Raw genomic sequence first — 15,995 nt, forward strand, 5'->3', positions numbered from 1 at the left:
GCGGGTTTCAGGTGGTTTTTATAAACTAAAAAATAAAATATTTTCAATTGGATAATTAATTATGTATGCCTTCTATAACGAGACGTCTATTCTCTTTGAGCCCCATCCTTTGGTAAAGATCGGCCTGCAGGCGTTGATTGACCCGAAAAATAAAAAAATCAGCCATCTAAGTCGACTGAAAGATATTGTCTCATCACTCAATGATAATGAACAGCAAACGGTTATTATGGAGCTCTACCATCATACCGAAGAAATTTATCAGGTAGTGCGATTCGTGTTGACCTTCGGTACGCTTTGGCCAAAGGCGTCTTTGGTGGTTTTCACCGATATCATCAACCCGGATATTTTGTCGCTGCTTGCAACGCAAAAACACCTCTCATTAGTGGCCAAGCGCGATAGTGTGAATTATTTACTGGCAGCCATTTCGGCGGCTCATCCCACCGCCAGTTATCGTAGCCCAGCGATGCGGCAACTGTTGTTGCAGGAACTGCGGCCATTATCAGGTTGTGAATGGCGTATCCTGGGATTGATGGTTGCCGGAGCCAATGCACAGCATGCCGCTCAGGTTATCGGGCGCAGCTATAAGACCGTCTGCACCCATAAGCTGAATATTATGCGCAAGTTGGGGCTGAATCAGGTTGGCTTTATGCAGCTGCTGTTGGCGTTCAGAACCCGCTACTGGGATGAAACTGCCATTTCGGGCATACATCCTGCTCCACCTCACTGAGAGAGAAGGGCTCTTTCTCAGGTAATGCCAGTTGCGTTAGTTCAAACAATTCCACTGTCAATCTACCTGGCTTAAATCAGTGCAAATCACTTTTATTCTGGTTTTATTCTTCATTCCAGGATTTATATTAATGATATATATAACACTGGTAAGCGAATCGTTCGCTGTTTTACATTACAAGTGACTATAAAACGACCAGCCTGGTGTTATTAATAGCGTGATAATATTATCATTTCCGGTGTTAAGTTGAGAATTTACTGGTTATATTAAAGAATTTCTCATGAAAGATCCGAAAGTAAAAAATTTTAGCTGAATTTTATTGTCTTAATAAATGCTATAAATTAAGGTCCTTCTGCCTTTAAGAACGGCGTATTCATGTTTTTAATTAATTATTCTAGAAGGATCTATATAGATGAATAAAAGCAAAATTGGGCTTTTGATGCTCGGTACTCTGGTGTTCTCAGCGAATGCTTTTGCTGGTATCAGCAGCCAAGAGCAAAATATGCGTAATGAAGTTACCAAGTGCGTCAGTGATATCCAGTCATATGGCAATGATCCTCGGGAAAAATCGCCTCTCTGGGTTATTTACGGCACACGCGGTGGTGCACATAAGTATTGTGGTTCCGTTGCCGCTAAAACCAGAACTGCAATCACGCCAGGGTACAACCAGCAAGAGGCTTGGGAAGCAGAGTGGCAGGATCTCTTTGCAGAATATAGCGCCATTCCCAAGGCAGATGCCAACAAACCAAATACTCAGAAATTGCTCAAAAAGCTGCGTGATCTTGGCGCAACAAACAAATTAGATGGGCGCCATGCTCAGTCTAAACTCTATGTTTATCGTGCCATGATGAGTGAGTTGGATAAATTGGATGCGATCCTGCCTTCCGTCGAAGGTAAGTAAACTGTTTTAATTCAATAATAATGTACCGGCATGTTTAATGATGACTGCCGGTGCATTTTTATAAATTCTATTATTCCCACCCGAACAATATGAATAAAAGTTTATTCGCTTTTCCTATTCTATTCATGGCAGCCTGTTTTGCCCATGCAGGTGAGTATTTTTATATCTCCCAAGGGGATCGGGATATCGGTCATATTGAATTGGACATGGCGGAGGACGGTTTTCCGTGTTTTGATAGAAAAAAGCTTATAGAATGGGAAATCCTCTCACCAGAAAACATGAGTGAGGTACCACAAACCGGCTGTATCAAAGTTAAAGATCTTTATCCATTAAATATTACCGTTACCTTAATTGATAAGGTGAATTTTCTTTTTTTTACATTCTTAGAGTCAACGGAGGTCAAGGCCGATCCTCGCCTGGCTATCGAGTATAGAGATGAGGGTATTCCAGCTATCCTGATAAACTATGATGTTAACTATAAAAAATATCAGGGAGAACGTTATATCAGAAGAAAAAGAAAAGATAACTTAGTCGTTGAGTTAGAGTCTGGCATCAACTACCAACATTGGCGATTAAGATCACGGCAATTTCATGATAATGAGGGTATGCCACAGAAACGGATAAGGTTTTCCGATCTTTACGCTGAAAGAGACATCCCCGCGATAAACTCTCGTCTGTATTTTGGTGAGGGCTACAATAATACTTTCTATCTGGATCCCTTCCCCAATCGTGGGATAAAATTGTCATCTGACGATAATATGTTTCCTTCGTCACAGGGGCCAGTGTTGCCTTGGGTATATGGTGTGGCCACCAGTGATGCTGAAGTTGAGGTCCGGCAGAACGGCAAACCGGTTTACCGCACGATGGTTCAAACTGGGGATTTTGTGCTGAGAAATATCAAACTGTTTGACAAATCGGGTTCTATTACCATGACGGTGAGAGAAAGCGACGGTAGCATCGCTTATTATGATGTACCCTGGAGTCGACTGGACAATATCCTGGATAAGAACATGTGGAAATATGATGTCTCATTCGGCAAGTTTATGAGTCGTGAGAGAATGGAAGAGTCTAATCCCATTTTCTTTCAGGGAGGCGCTGGATATGGTCTCACTGCACAAAGCTCTTTATTTGGCGGAGCGCTGATATCACCCAATTACTACAGCCACTCATTAGGTATTGGTCAAAGACTCAATCAATTCGGTGATGTCACCTTTAATCACCAGTACAGCAGTATAACATCGGCAGAGCAGGGCAAGGTAAACGGTGAGAGGTTGCGTTTACAGTATGTGGCTAATTTCAACAAGGCGAATGCCAGCATCAGGTTAAATGGCGAGTATTATCTACAGCCTCACTTTAATGATTTCAATAGTTATGCCTATAATGCTAAAACAGATTATTATTGCTGTGATTACTATAAAAAAGAATATGGTTTTGATTTTTCGATAAGTGCGTTGATTGGTACTTCACAGAGCTTGTCATTCAATATTAACCAGGAAAAATACAAAGAAGATCAAGGCAAGCGGACGTTCTACTCGCTGAGGTTTATGCAAAACACCGTCAACGTATCCTATGATCTTGACCTGTCATACTATCAATACCCTACGCAAAAAAATGAAATGCTGTTTGGTTTTACCTTCAGGGTACCCTTAAAGAGAATGGGGATTGATAACACCAGCCTGAATCTGGGATACAGCTATAACCCCTATGATCACTATCAAACTGAGCTTGGCGTTAGCGGTAGGCATTTAAATAACAACCTTAACTACCGGGTGATTAGCCGTAAGGGCAAACAGAGCAAGGCAAGTTATCAGGCGAGTGCCAATTACCGCTACGCCGCCGGTGAATCTGCGATCAGATACCAGTCTGGAACAAACTATGCGCTTTACTCGGCGAACAGCTCAGGTTCATTGGTTGCCCACCAGGCGGGGATTACCTTAGGGCCAACGTTAGGTGACACTAACGCACTGGTTTATAGCAAAAAGCATCCCAATGCGACGATCCCTGAGCAGGTTGATGTGGTTACCGACAGCCGCGGTTATGCCATTATCCCCAATCTCATTCCCTATCAGGTCAACGTGGTCAATGATGAGATAGGCCAGGAGAGGGAGTTTGGTGAGCCAGCCAATGAAGTCGTTAAAGTGCCGACATTAGGGGCCTTATCCTATTATGAGTTGCTTAATTAAATCGCTGTGCCGAAGAGGTACAGGACGCCGACATGCCGTAAGCCCCCTTCCCTGGGGACAGGCCGTCGGTACTTTAGCTAAAGTACCGACACGGAGAAACGAAAGCAGGCTCCAGCATGCGGCTGATCCACTAGCGTAATGTCACTGTCGTGTAACTGCAGAATGCGTTTGACAATCATCAGCCCCAAACCCCCCGCATGGCGGCGGGCATGGTTGAGAATTGACGGGCGGATAAACAGATCTGGGCGCAGTTCCAAGGGAATGCCAGGTCCGCTGTCATTGACCTGAACCATCACCTTATTACCCTGCGGCCACAGGCGCACTTCGATCTCTCCACCGCTTGGCGTATGGCGGATCGCGTTATCCAGCAGATTAGTCAGCACCCGTTCCATCATGCTCAGATCGGCAAACACCTGGGGAATGCCCGGCTGAATATCGGCAAGCAGGCGCTGCTGGCGAGCCTCGGCGGCCAATTCGAACTTCTGGAATACGTCCTGCACCAACTCACTGAGAGAGAAAGGTTCTTTCTGAGGTTTCACCACGCCGTATTCCAGCCTGGCCAGCTCAAATAGCTCTTGCGCCAACCGCCCGACTTTGCGGCTCTGCGCCAGGGCGATCTCCAGATAGCGTTGACGGTCGGTGGGGGTCAGGCTGGCGGATTTCACCGACAGCGTTTCCAGATAACCATGCAGCGAGGTCAATGGAGTACGCAGATCGTGAGAGATATTGGCGATAAACTCGCGCCGTTGTTGGTCCTGTTGTGACAGGGCTTGCCACTGCTCGGTAATGCGCTGTGCCATACGGCGGAATGCCTGCTGCAACTGGCTGACCTCATCACGGCTATGACCCTCCGCAGGGGCATTGGCATAGGTTTGCAGTGCTGAGATGCCGTCGCCATCCAGCGCACTAACCTGCTGGGTCAGACGGCGGATCGGGCGTGTCACCCAGTGGAAGGCAAAGCCCCCAGCCAGCAGGCCGAACAGCGCCACCAGCCCCATCGACCACAGCGCGGTATAAATGGCAGAGTTGATCTGGGCGCTATTGGCCAGCGCATCATAATCTTCCCCCAGCAGCACTACGTAGAGATAGCCTTCAATCTCGCCATTTACCCGCAGCGGCGCGGCGCTGAAGACTTTTTGGTTATCAAGATTGCGCGGGTCGTCACCATAGAGGGGCATTTCGGCCCCGTTCAACAATGTCTGTATCGGTAACAGATCGACCTTTTGGCGTTTCATGTGCCCGGCAGGCGCCGCGTTACCGACGATATTGCCTTGTTTATCCAGCAGATAAACCTCAACGCTCGGATTAACCGCCATCAGTTTATCGAACAGGGTATGCACCGACCGATCGTTCCAGCCCTGCGAACTCAACAGGGGGTTGCTGGTGGCGATATGTTGCGCCAGATTGGTGGACAGCTGTTGGATCACCGCCTGGCTATATTGCGTGCTGCTGCGCACCTGTAACCAACCGGAGATCGAACAACAGATGAGCAGCAGCAGGGCGAAAACCAGAGTCAGGCGTTGTGTCAGCGTGAGATTTTTCATCTTTTACCCTTGCGGCGAAGCCGCGAATTTATAGCCCATGCCCCACACGGTCAGGATGTGTTCGGGTTCTGCCGGGTTGCGCTCAATCTTGATCCGTAGCCGGTTAATATGGGTGTTCACCGTGTGTTCATACCCTTCATGTTGATAGCCCCAGACCTGATTGAGCAGGCTGAGGCGGGAAAACACTTTGCCGGGATGACGGGCGAAAAAATACAGCAGGTCGAACTCGCGCGGTGTTAGTTCTACCGTTTGCTGGTTCAGAAACACTTCGCGGGCGATGGGATCGATCACCAGCCCGTTCACGCTTAACGTTCCCGCTTCCATCCGGAGATTACGGGTCATCGCCTCTTGGCGGCGGAACAGGGCTTTTACGCGGGCGACCAGCTCCAGCATGGAAAAGGGTTTAGCCAAATAGTCGTCTGCACCCAGTTCCAACCCCAGTACCCGGTGGACTTCACTAGAGCGGGCGCTGGTGATAATGATGGGGGTATAGCGTGTCATATTGCGAGCGCGGCGGCAGATTTCCAGGCCATCGATACCCGGCAGCATCAGATCGAGGATCAGCGCGTCCCAACCCCCTTGTTCCAGCATTGCCATACCCTGATTGCCATCGGCCGCATGGCTGATGTCATAGCCTTCATCGCTCAGATGCAGTTGCAACAGTTCGGCGATATGTCCGTCGTCTTCGACGATCAAAATTCGTTTTGCCTTTTCCATTTTCTCTACCGCGGTTAACTGGCCTACCTGAAGTCTACACAACCCCCACCTTGGAAGTGATCACATTTTATTTAACTTTGCGTGAGGTCTTGGGGAACAAATCCGTTGAATACTGCAGACATTCAACCGATACGGGGCAGGAGAGAAGCGATGATCACGGCGAAACAGACCCTTATCCACCCGCTGTGGCTAAGGCTGACACATTGGCTGAACGCACTTGCCATGCTGATTATGGTCACCAGCGGTTGGCGCATTTATAACGCTTCCCCGTTGTTTAACTTTAGTTTTATCAACGAGCTGACGCTAGGCGGTTGGCTGGGGGGCGCGCTGCAATGGCATTTTGCCGGTATGTGGCTGTTTGGCATCAACGGCCTGTGCTATCTGCTGATCAACCTGTTCAGTGGCCGCTTTAAACGCCAATTCTGGCCGCTCAGCCCCAAGCAGTTTGTGGCCGATCTCTGGGCCGCACTGTGCGGCAAGTTGTCACACGCCGATCTGCGCCACTACAACATGGTGCAGCGTGTGGCTTATCTGGTGGCTATCGTGGTCAGCATCCTGATGGTGCTTTCTGGGCTGGTGTTGTGGAAGTCTGTGCAGTTTCCTCTGCTACGTACCTTGCTTGGGGGCTACGACGCGGCGCGCTATATCCACTTTTTTGCCATGACGGCGCTGGTTGGCTTCGTGGTGATCCATCTGGTGATGGTGGCCCTGGTGCCACGTACGTTGCTGGCCATGTTGCGTGGACGCTAAGGAGACACCGATGAAAACGGAAAAAGAACCTCTCAGCCTGAGCGAAGGCCAGGATATCGTTAAAGAAGCGCAACGTCTGTTAGCGCGCCAGTTGGCATCGTCGTCGCGCCGCCGTTTTCTGCGCAATGGCTTGACCCTGGGGGGGATGGCGATGCTGACTGGCTGCGATCTCAGTGATAATGCTCAGGTAGAGCAGGCCTTGAGTCGCATCTCACGCTTCAACGATCGGGTTCAGGGCTGGCTGTTCAATGCCAACCATCTGGCACCAGAGTATGCCGAATCGATGATCACTCGGCCATTCCCGTTCAATGCCTTCTATAGCGAGGATCAGGCTCCGGATATCAACGGTGACGATTATCGTCTGGAAGTGGCGGGGCTGGTACTGCACAAGCAACCCTGGACGTTGGCACAGTTGCACCAGATGACGCAAATCAGCCAGATCACCAGGCACATCTGTGTCGAAGGCTGGAGCGCCATCGGCAAATGGGGTGGGGTGCCGTTTGCCACCTTCCTGAAGGCGATTGGCGCAGATCTTAACGCCCGCTATATCGGCTTTAAATGTGCCGATGACTATTACACCAGCATCGATATGGCTACGGCGTTACATCCGCAAACGCTGATGGCGCTGACCTACGACGGGCAGATTTTACCGCGTAAATACGGCTATCCGATGAAACTGCGGATGCCCACCAAGCTGGGTTACAAGAATCCCAAACATATTCAAGTGATCGAAGTCACCAACCACTTTCCCGGTGGTTACTGGGAAGACCAAGGCTACAACTGGTTTGGCGGTAGTTGATTGCCGCCGGTGCAGTTTCATGGCACGACGCGTGCCGATTAACCAAGAAAAGGAAATACCATGAAAAAGTTATTTGCCATGATGATGTGTAGCGCACTGATGCTGGGTATCACCGGAGCCAATGCGGCCGATAGCATGGGCAAGGATGCGATGAAAAAGGACGGTATGAGCCAGATGTCTCACGATGGGATGGCAAAACAGGGAATGAAAAAAGAGTGCATGGATAAAGATTGCATGAAGAAGGACTCTATGGCCAAAGACGGCATGAAGAAGGATCACATGGCCAAAGACAGCATGAAGAAAGACTCTATGGCTAAAGATGGCATGAAGAAAGACGCAATGAGTCAGTAGAGGCATAATCCCTCCGGCGGCTTTTGCTGCCGGTTATCACCAAGCTAGTGAGAGGATTTTATGATGAAAACTGTAATTTTGGCTTTGGTGCTGGCAGCAGCCAGCAGCGGTGTCATGGCGGCCATGCCGGTAACAAGCAGTGCTGCACAAGGGCTGCAAAAAATCGGAGAGGTTTCCAGCCAGACGACAACGTTGAGCAGCTTTGAACAGGCGATCGCCGCCGATGCGCAACGGCAGGGGGCAAGTGCCTATCGCATTACCTCGGTTACCGTTAATAACCACGTTTACGGCACTGCGGATTTGTATAAATAATCGGGAGAGGGCATGGTGGTATATCGACGAGGGGCGACGTTCAATCGATGAACTCGCCCCTTTACTATACTCGCCTGAGTCAGCCGTTGGTGACGAAAATAGTGCTCATATTTCGCAGACGCAATTTCTTCAATGCACTGTATTTCTGTGAAAAAATAGTTTTCGGATGGGTGCCTCGCTTGGCCGCAATGTTCAGCAGACTATCGCCGCGCAACAGGTTGAAGATCACATCGCTTTCTGCTGGGCTGAGCTCGCGGGTTTTCTGCACCTTTAATTGCCCAGACTCTTCACTCGCCAACAGGTTTTCCACTTTTTCTTCTAGTAAATAAAGCGGCATACGTGCCGATACCAGTTCCACCGAGATCCCCAGGATCGCCAACAGTTTGGCCACCCGTTCATCATCATAAAACACCAGAATACGCGTTGAGCTCATGTGTTGCTGATGCACAGACACCAGGCTTTCGATCACGTTGACGCTTTGTTCCAGATTTTGCGAGGTGAAAATCAGCGCAATATCATGCTTGATAATTTTCTCCGCCTTCGCACCACCGTGCATAAAGTCCGAAAACAGCTTGATATCGTACTTGCCATAATGCTTTTTCAACAGCATTGAAAGCCCGACATAGCTGTACTTACACTCACTAATCACCAGGACATTGTTTTTAGACATATTGGGGATACCCATAATGAGTTAAAAGTATTCAGCAGCAAGCAGCTGATTTAAATCTTTGATGCTGGATTCCTGCCACAACTTCCCCTGCAGTGCATAATAAGGCATTTCGTCCAACCATTTTTTTTGTTCATGCGTTTCAACTCCTTCGATAATCACCCGGTAATGATTCAGGTGAAAAAAACGCAGCAAGGCGCGCATCAACCCTTCACCGCCGGGCTTTTTCATAAAGTCCCACAGCAGTTGTCGATCGAGTTTTACGAAGCGGAAACGGCTGTTATACAAGGCGGAAAACCCGGCATAGCCGGAACCAAAATCGTCGAGCCAAAATGAATAATTATTCAAAGAAGGATCGTTATGGACACGGTTTTTTACCAGTCTGCTGGCGTTCTCGTTGATTTCGAAATGCAGGTAATTCATCGCGCGGATTTTATCGGCCAACGCACCGTTTGCCAGCGCCTGCAGCGAATGGTCGTCGACATTGATGGTGGCAATGATCTGGTGTTGTTGAAACCAGTCTCGGTATTTTTCTATCAATTCAATTTGTTGATGCAGGATCTCAACGCGGGTTTCCCGGTCGGCCTGCTGAAAGAATTGTTCTGGAGAGAAATGCGCAAATTCGCTATCAAAAGAGAAGCGTGATAAACATTCAACGGCCAGCAGTTGCCCCGATTTGGCAAACATAGGCTGAAAAACATAATTAATGCCGTTATTTTTATCGTTAAAATCGCTGCGCATTCCTCAATCCTTTGATTGAAATTTATCTGTATGATTTTAAACAATAAACAAAGAAAAAAATGGCTGTTTATTGGTAATAATCTTATTAAAGAAAGAATCATCTTACCTGGTGGTAAATTCCCCTAAAAGATTGAAATTTCAGAGGGAACAGGCTTGCGCTCAAGATGGCTGAAAGCGCATTAACAGAGTTATATTCTGGTTTTACGGCGTTTTATCGAATTTTTTGACCGCTAAACTTGACTAATTAAGATTATTACGAACCGGGTAAATCGTCAACATCGATCGATAGGTATTTGTTGATAGTTTTTTCCTATCATGAGGGGCGTTATGAATGTTTTAAACGATTTATCAATGAGAATGTTCTTGGACTATATTTCGCCGGGCAATGGATTCATCGGGCTTCATTCCTGACAGGGAGTAGCATCGTTGAATGTACTTAACGGATGTATTAATTCACCGAGAGTCGAAAATATGAAAATCTCTAAGCTGTCCGCTGTATTAGCACTGACTGTATGCGCCACCGCCATTCCTTCTCTTTCAGCACAGGCTGCCGATGGTACTATTACTTTCAACGGTAAAGTGACCGACCAGACCTGTACTATCAGCACCCCAGGTGGTAAAGATTTTACCGTTACTCTGCCAACCGTATCTTCTTCTACCCTGAATGCGGTTAGCGCCACCGCGGGCCGTACTCCATTCGCAATTAACCTGACCAAATGTTCTAAAGGCCAGGTAGCAACCTATTTCGAACCAGGTTCAACCGTTGATTTCAAAACGGGTCGTTTGAATAACCAAACCAAAACCAATGCCGCAACCAACGTGCAAATCCAGCTGCTGGGTAGCAACAACCAGTTCCTGCCAATTCTGGCTGCCACCAACAACGGCGCACAGACCAACTCCCAGTGGGTTACCGTTGCCAATGAAGGTGATTCAGCAGACCTGAACTACTATGCGGAATATTTCGCAACTGCCGCTGCGGGCGCCGGTGATGTAACCTCAAACGTACAATACACCATCATCTACCAATAAGTTATTACCCGTCCATTTTATAGTTAAATGTTGTTTCCTCCCTGTGAGCATTCGGGGCGAATAGTTTCGCCCTGATAGCCTCTAATTACAGGGGGTGAAAGCATCGGGTATTTATTCTGGCGGGTGGAAACTTTTCCCCCGCTGTATTTCTATAGTAGTGATATTAAAATGAAAACATCGTTTAAGAAATACAGCGTATTGCTGATGGCTGTGCTTTTCAGCAGCAGCGCTTTTGCCAGCGTTATTGTTAACGGCACTCGCGTTATTTATCCGGCCAAACAGCGGGAAGTGACCGTCCAATTGTCCAATAATGGGACCTCGCCGGCGTTGATCCAGGCCTGGATCGATGAGGGCAACGCGGAAACGACGCCAGAAAACAGCAAGGCTCCCTTTATTATTTCGCCTCCCATCAGCCGTATTGAGCCTAACGGCGGCCAGGCGCTGCGTGTTTCGCTGACGACTTCGGCATTGACGCAAGACAAAGAATCTCTGTTCTGGTTGAACGTGCTGGAAATTCCCCCTGCACCGACCGGAACGGCCGCCGACACTACGCCAGAAAACTTCCTGCAGGTGGCCTTCAGAACCCGTGTGAAATTGTTCTATCGGCCGGAAGGTCTGAGCGGCGTAGCCAATGACGCGCCAGAAAAACTGCAGTGGAGCTTCGTGGCGGGCGGTGTGAAAGTGAAAAATCCCACGCCGTTTTATGTTTCTTTCACCGAAATCAATGCCGTTGCCAATCGCAAGAAAGTCGCGCTGGCACCGCATGGCGACATGCTGGCCCCAGGCCAGGAAAAAACGCTGGCCTTTTCCGGTGACAGTTCACGCATCGCTGATATTGAGTACACCACCATCAATGACTTTGGTGGCCGGGTTCAACGCAGCAAAAATCAGCAAAAGTAACTCCTGGAAAGCCCCATGCCGCGAGGTGAAGTCAGCCGGTGGGGACGCTTAATTTGGTAAAGGAATGCATGGATATGAACGAGTTACCTATCTCTGCCGCCGTCAAGTCGGCACTTTTCAATTACAGATCCATCCTGCTGTTGACCGGTAGTGCCCTTTGCCTGACCACCCCGGCATTTTCCCTGGCAGCGGCTCAAAGCGATGCCAACCAGGCCGCTGCACCGGTCGAAGCCACTTTTAACAGCAATTTCCTGGTTGGCCAGGCGCAGGGTGTGGATCTTTCACGCTTTCGTGACGGCAACCCGGTATTGGCGGGGAAATATTCTCTGGATGTTTACGTCAATGGGGAATGGAAGGGCAAAAAGAACATCGAATTCAAGAGCGTGCCGGGTAAAGACAGTGCCGATACCTGCTTTAACCTGCTGTCTCTGGAAGAGTTTGGCGTCGATACTGCGGCAATGGGCAGCGATCCGGCGGTGACGACCAGCAGCTGCAAGCCGCTGGGGGAATGGGTGCCGGAAGCGTCTTACCGCCTCAATACTAGCACCTTGCGTATGGATGTCAGCGTTCCGCAGGTTGCGTTACGCCGTACCGCACGGGGTTATGTCGATCCGAAATTCTGGGATCGCGGCATCACCGCTGGTTTTCTGTCCTATAACTTCAACGCCTTTAATTCGCACAGCTCCAATTCCGGTGGCAACTCGGACTCGACCAACGCTTATCTGACGATGAACGCCGGGGTGAACATTGCCGGTTGGCAACTGCGCCATGACTCTAACGTGAACTGGCGTAGTCAGGAAAGCACCCATTGGCAGAACACGGCCACCTATGCGCAGCGTGCCATTCCGGCTGTGCGCGGTATGCTGACCTTGGGGGATGCCTTTACCAGCGGGGATTTCTTTGATTCGATCGGTTTTCGCGGTGCGCAACTGAGTACCGACGATCGCATGTTGCCGGACTCCCTTAACGGCTATGCACCCGTGGTGCGCGGTGTGGCACAAAGCAACGCCTTGGTGGAAGTTCGCCAGAACAACCAGTTGATCTATCAAACCACGGTAGCGCCGGGTGAGTTCGTGATTAACGATCTGTTCCCTACCGGCTACGGCGGCGATCTGGACGTGACGGTCAATGAAGCCGATGGTTCTGTGCGCCAGTTTAGCGTTCCCTATGCTTCGGTGGCGCAGATGTTGCGCCCGGGGATCCAGCGCTATGCGTTAACCGCAGGCCAAGTTCGCGATGATAATTTACATACCTTGCCCGAGATGTTCCAGGCGACTTATCAGCGCGGGTTTACCAATATTCTGACCGGGTATACCGGTGCGACCGTGAGTGACGGTTACAGCGCGGTGCTGCTGGGGAGTGCGGTGGCAACACCGTTGGGGGCTTTTGCCGTCGACGTGACTCAGGCCAACACCCGCCTGAAACAGGGCGATATGTCCGGCCAGAGCTACAAAATCAGCTACAGCAAGCTGATGTCGGAAACCAACACCAACTTCACCATTGCGGCCTACCGCTACTCGACTTCCGGCTATCTGTCACTGCGTGATGCGGTGTATGCCCGTGATAACGAGAGCCGGGGCTTAAGTGCCGATGCGGTTAACCGCCAGCGCAGTGAATATCAGCTCACGCTGAACCAGGGGCTGGGTGCCAATCTGGGATCGCTGTATATCACCGGTTCGGTGCGCGATTACTGGAACCGTGGCGGTACCTCCAAACAGTATCAGGTGGGCTACAACAACTTCATCGGTCGAGTTACCTACGGTTTGTCCGCCATGCGTACCACCGATACTTATAACCACGATGAAACCCGTTACTTCCTGAATTTCTCGATCCCGTTCAACATTGGCTCGCAAAACATCAGCCTGAACAGCGCATTGGCTTATAACGACCAAGGCTACGACAGCAGCCGCATCGGGATTAACGGCTCCACCGGGGAGGATAACAACATCAGTTACAGCGCCACCTTGGCTAACGACCAGAGCGGCGGGACCAATACCAGTGTGAATGGGGAATACCGCAGCCGTTTCGCCACCATGAACGGTTCTTACAGCTATGGCCGCGATTTCCGCCAGTCGTCGATCGGGGCTTCCGGCAGCATTGTGGCCCATAGCGGCGGCGTGACCATGACGCCTCAACGTGGCCAAACCATGGTGTTGGTTGAAGCGCCGGATGCCGCAGGGGCCATCGTCACCAACTCTCCTGGGGTGCGAATCGATGACAACGGCTATGCGGTGGTGCCTTATGTTGCTCCCTACCGTATGACCAACGTCACGTTGGATCCTAACGGCATGTCACGCGATGTTGAGCTGGAAAGCAGTAGCCAGCAAATTGCGCCTTATGCCGGTGCGATTGCCAAGCTGGAGTTCAAGACCATCAAAGGTCAGGCGCTGATTATCCATGCGTTAGGCCCGAACAACACGGCGTTACCTTTTGGTGCCGAAGTATTGGATACCCGTAACCAGGTGGTCGGCATCGTCGGCCAGGGCAGCCGTATCTATCTGCGTACCGAAGCGTTACGGGGGCTGCTATTGGTGAAATGGGGGACTCAGCCGACACAACAGTGTGCCGTGAACTACCAGGCCAAAGCACAAAACAGCACTGATTACGAAATTATCGAGGCGAGCTGCAAATGATCAACCTTATCCATAAATTCACCGCCATGCGCCAGCGCCCTAAACAAGCCATGCTGTTTATGTTACTGATGTTGGCCGGGCAACAGGCTTATGCTCAATGCCGGGTTAACACGACCAGGCCGCAGGACATCATCATGAACGTCGGCAGGGTATTGATTACGCCGGATACCAAGGTGGGCGATATCCTGGCCACTGGCAAATTCGATATCAGTCGGGATAACAATATTTCTTGCAGCGGTAATAGCACGTTGTACGGCCGCATTTTACAAGGTGGGCCGAGTTCGATCAGTGACAAAATCTGGACCACCAACGTACCGGGAGTGGGGCTGCGGCTTTATCGCCAGATCGGCTCGCAGGAAGGTGCCTATTACCCGCACGAGATCTACCGCAACGGCGGGGTGTATCTGGCTGAGGGGTATTTTGTGGTTGAGGTGATCAAAATTGCCCAGAATACCGGTACCGGTTCGTTAGCCCCCGGGCAGTATTCTTCTTACTATGCGGATGGGACGGGGCCTTCCAGACCGATCCTGATCTCTCACGTATTGGCGAATAGTATCACTATCGTCACCTCATCCTGTTCGGTGGACGCCGGTTCCAAAAATAAGGTGATCAACCTGAGTACGGTAGCTACTGCGGCGTTCAAAGGCGTGGGCAGTACTGCCGCAGAGCAGGACTTTTCGATTAACATCAACTGCGTAGGTGGTTCGGGGACGGAACTGTTGCCTGGTGGTACAGGGGAGGGGCTGGTGAACGTACGTTTTGACTATACCCGCGATACCTCGAATGCACCGGGTGTGCTCCAGCCGGTACAGGATAGCAATGCCGCCAGCGGCGTTGGTGTCCAACTGCTGACCGGCAAAAACTCAACGCCAATCACTAGCGGCACGGCGGTATATGCCGGGCATACCATTGCCAACCAGACCAATACCATCACCTTGCCGCTCAAGGCGCGTTACTACCAGACCGCAGCAAAAATGAAGGGCGGCACCATCAAGTCGATTGCCACCTTTACCCTAGAATATAACTGATAAGACGTCAGCCAGTTCGACACGTAGGGGCGGCGTTGTTGCATCCGTTTAACGGGATCTGAAAAGGCCAATGGGTTTAGACACCCGTTGGCCTTTTTGCTTTTAACGCTGGCCGACCCAGTTGGTGCAGCCTTCGTCTACGCATTGGCGTTTGTAGAGTGAATGCAGGCTCGGTGTGCTGTGCCGATAGCTGTGCTCTGAGGAGAGCGCCACTTCATCTTGCTGCGGCGTGCGGCGATAGACCGCCGGCGTTTCACCAAACTGCTTTTTAAAGGCCCGGGAAAATGAAGGCTGGGAATCAAAATGGAACTGCAGGGCAATGTCCAGAATCGGCCGGGGGGTAGCGCGTAATGCCTGTGCGGCCTTCGACAAACGGCGTTCGCGGATATAGCTGCCGAGCGCATGGCCAGTGGTACTGCGGAACATACGTTGCAGATGCCATTTGGAGTAGCCAGATTTTGCAGCCACGTTATCCAGCAGCAGCGGTTGATCCAGGTGGTTTTCGATCCAGTTCAGCAAATCGTGAATGATATTGGCGCGATCCATTGGTTTAATTCTCCTGCAGCGACGACATTCGGGTAACCGTCAAATGGGACTTAATAATCCAAGATTATTCTTTGATAATAGGCGCGCATCGGCAGTTACGCAAGGGTAAACTTGGATAATTGACGTGGCGAAAAATGCTCCGTCAGGGGTAGGGGTTTAGTTAATTG

Annotated in this window: 16 protein-coding genes; 11 read left to right on the top strand and 5 right to left on the bottom strand. The window is 50.2% G+C overall.

Features of this window, described 5'->3' with window-relative positions; genetic code table 11:
* Nucleotides 1-61: 61 nt before the first annotated feature.
* From KGP16_RS08815 to KGP16_RS08825, 3 genes are all read left to right on the top strand, one after another.
* Nucleotides 62-727, top strand: a complete 666-nt coding sequence (locus KGP16_RS08815; protein ID WP_223501168.1) for a LuxR C-terminal-related transcriptional regulator — start codon at nucleotides 62-64, stop codon at nucleotides 725-727.
* 412 nt (nucleotides 728-1,139) lie between these two features.
* Nucleotides 1,140-1,628: a hypothetical protein gene (locus KGP16_RS08820; protein ID WP_021805103.1), complete on the top strand. Its 489-nt coding sequence runs from the start codon at nucleotides 1,140-1,142 to the stop codon at nucleotides 1,626-1,628.
* Nucleotides 1,629-1,717: 89 nt separating this feature from the next.
* Nucleotides 1,718-3,811, top strand: a complete 2,094-nt coding sequence (locus KGP16_RS08825) for a fimbria/pilus outer membrane usher protein (protein WP_223501169.1) — start codon at nucleotides 1,718-1,720, stop codon at nucleotides 3,809-3,811.
* 77 nt (nucleotides 3,812-3,888) lie between these two features.
* On the opposite strand, the gene KGP16_RS08830 is transcribed toward KGP16_RS08825, so the two are convergent.
* On the bottom strand, nucleotides 3,889-5,355 hold the full coding sequence (locus KGP16_RS08830) for a HAMP domain-containing sensor histidine kinase (RefSeq protein ID WP_209527884.1): 1,467 nt from the start codon (nucleotides 5,353-5,355) through the stop codon (nucleotides 3,889-3,891).
* A gap of 3 nt (nucleotides 5,356-5,358) precedes the next feature.
* Nucleotides 5,359-6,072 carry a response regulator transcription factor gene (locus KGP16_RS08835; RefSeq protein ID WP_037375074.1) on the bottom strand — a complete coding sequence of 238 codons (714 nt, stop codon included), beginning with the start codon at nucleotides 6,070-6,072 and terminating at the stop codon, nucleotides 5,359-5,361.
* Between the two features lie 150 nt (nucleotides 6,073-6,222).
* Here KGP16_RS08835 and KGP16_RS08840 point away from each other — a divergent pair, with 150 nt between their 5' ends.
* Genes KGP16_RS08840 through KGP16_RS08855 form a run of 4 tightly spaced genes read left to right on the top strand, consistent with a single transcriptional unit; the run spans nucleotide 6,223 to nucleotide 8,284 of the window.
* Entirely contained in the window at nucleotides 6,223-6,822 is a 600-nt protein-coding gene (locus KGP16_RS08840; protein WP_021805100.1) for a cytochrome b/b6 domain-containing protein, read from the top strand.
* 10 nt (nucleotides 6,823-6,832) lie between these two features.
* Nucleotides 6,833-7,621, top strand: a complete 789-nt coding sequence (locus tag KGP16_RS08845; RefSeq protein WP_223501171.1) for a molybdopterin-dependent oxidoreductase — start codon at nucleotides 6,833-6,835, stop codon at nucleotides 7,619-7,621.
* Nucleotides 7,622-7,681: 60 nt separating this feature from the next.
* Nucleotides 7,682-7,972, top strand: a complete 291-nt coding sequence (locus tag KGP16_RS08850) for a pentapeptide MXKDX repeat protein (RefSeq protein WP_024527541.1) — start codon at nucleotides 7,682-7,684, stop codon at nucleotides 7,970-7,972.
* 60 nt (nucleotides 7,973-8,032) lie between these two features.
* Complete coding sequence (locus KGP16_RS08855) at nucleotides 8,033-8,284, top strand: YdgH/BhsA/McbA-like domain containing protein (protein ID WP_080673319.1); 252 nt, start codon at nucleotides 8,033-8,035, stop codon at nucleotides 8,282-8,284.
* A gap of 79 nt (nucleotides 8,285-8,363) precedes the next feature.
* Here the strand turns inward: KGP16_RS08855 and KGP16_RS08860 are convergent, their stop codons facing one another.
* Together KGP16_RS08860 and KGP16_RS08865 are read right to left on the bottom strand one after the other, a co-directional pair.
* The gene (locus KGP16_RS08860) at nucleotides 8,364-8,954 is read right to left on the bottom strand and encodes a LuxR family transcriptional regulator (RefSeq protein ID WP_024527543.1); all 591 of its coding nucleotides are present in this window, start codon (nucleotides 8,952-8,954) and stop codon (nucleotides 8,364-8,366) included.
* A gap of 21 nt (nucleotides 8,955-8,975) precedes the next feature.
* On the bottom strand, nucleotides 8,976-9,692 hold the full coding sequence (locus KGP16_RS08865; protein ID WP_021805096.1) for an EAL domain-containing protein: 717 nt from the start codon (nucleotides 9,690-9,692) through the stop codon (nucleotides 8,976-8,978).
* A gap of 471 nt (nucleotides 9,693-10,163) precedes the next feature.
* On the opposite strand from KGP16_RS08865, the gene KGP16_RS08870 reads away from it, so the two are divergent.
* The 4 genes from KGP16_RS08870 (at nucleotide 10,164) to KGP16_RS08885 (ending at nucleotide 15,282) form a co-directional block, all read left to right on the top strand.
* Complete coding sequence (locus KGP16_RS08870) at nucleotides 10,164-10,721, top strand: fimbrial protein (RefSeq protein WP_021180549.1); 558 nt, start codon at nucleotides 10,164-10,166, stop codon at nucleotides 10,719-10,721.
* A 168-nt stretch (nucleotides 10,722-10,889) separates the two neighbouring features.
* Nucleotides 10,890-11,621, top strand: coding sequence for a molecular chaperone (locus KGP16_RS08875; RefSeq protein ID WP_021180550.1), 732 nt, complete (start codon nucleotides 10,890-10,892; stop codon nucleotides 11,619-11,621).
* A gap of 74 nt (nucleotides 11,622-11,695) precedes the next feature.
* Nucleotides 11,696-14,254 (top strand): fimbria/pilus outer membrane usher protein, encoded by a 2,559-nt coding sequence (locus KGP16_RS08880; protein ID WP_223501173.1) that lies wholly within the window; start codon nucleotides 11,696-11,698, stop codon nucleotides 14,252-14,254.
* Nucleotides 14,251-15,282 carry a fimbrial protein gene (locus KGP16_RS08885; protein WP_059200288.1) on the top strand — a complete coding sequence of 344 codons (1,032 nt, stop codon included), beginning with the start codon at nucleotides 14,251-14,253 and terminating at the stop codon, nucleotides 15,280-15,282. The genes KGP16_RS08880 and KGP16_RS08885 overlap by 4 nt, the downstream gene beginning before the upstream one ends.
* 102 nt (nucleotides 15,283-15,384) lie before the next feature.
* On the opposite strand, the gene KGP16_RS08890 is transcribed toward KGP16_RS08885, so the two are convergent.
* Nucleotides 15,385-15,828 (bottom strand): helix-turn-helix domain-containing protein, encoded by a 444-nt coding sequence (locus KGP16_RS08890; protein WP_021180553.1) that lies wholly within the window; start codon nucleotides 15,826-15,828, stop codon nucleotides 15,385-15,387.
* Nucleotides 15,829-15,995: the final 167 nt, after the last annotated feature.

Source organism: Serratia sp. JSRIV006 (assembly GCF_019968685.1).
Taxonomy (GTDB): Bacteria; Pseudomonadota; Gammaproteobacteria; order Enterobacterales; family Enterobacteriaceae; genus Chania; species Chania fonticola_B.